Below are 371 nucleotides of genomic sequence, written 5' to 3'. Positions count from 1 at the left end.
CCCCCTATCGCGGATTATGACACCGCAACCTGTGACTGTCGCTGCTACTGCTTCGCTTGGCGATGTTTTATATTTACTTAATCGGTATCAAATCAGCCGATTGCCAGTCACGGAAGGGCGCAAGCTGATTGGGATTATTACCCGCGCCGATATTATTAAGGCGGAAGCAGACAAGCTGAACGGTCAAACTGGCTCTATTGGCCCCCGGTCGGAACCTTCCTATGTAGTTTATCAAACTCGCGCTCCTGCCATAGGAACCGGACGAATGCTAGTTCCCCTAGCCAACCCGCAAACAGCACCAGCGCTGTTGCAGATGGCAGCCGCAATTGCCCGTGATCGCAACTATGAATTAGAGTGTCTTCAGGTGATTT

The 371-nt window shown here is 51.5% G+C and carries 1 protein-coding gene; it reads left to right on the top strand.

The genetic code is table 11. The annotated features are described in order from the left end of the window. Positions 1–16 precede the first annotated feature (16 nt). On the top strand, positions 17–371 hold a 355-nt coding region (locus tag FLQ44_RS23375; RefSeq protein WP_240801393.1), incomplete at its 3' end, for a CBS domain-containing protein.

It is taken from the genome of Vogesella mureinivorans (assembly GCF_007644035.1).
In the GTDB taxonomy this organism is placed as follows: Bacteria; Pseudomonadota; Gammaproteobacteria; order Burkholderiales; family Chromobacteriaceae; genus Vogesella; species Vogesella mureinivorans.
Note: the sequence above shows the minus strand (reverse complement) of the source record. Positions and strands in the feature narration are given on the sequence as shown.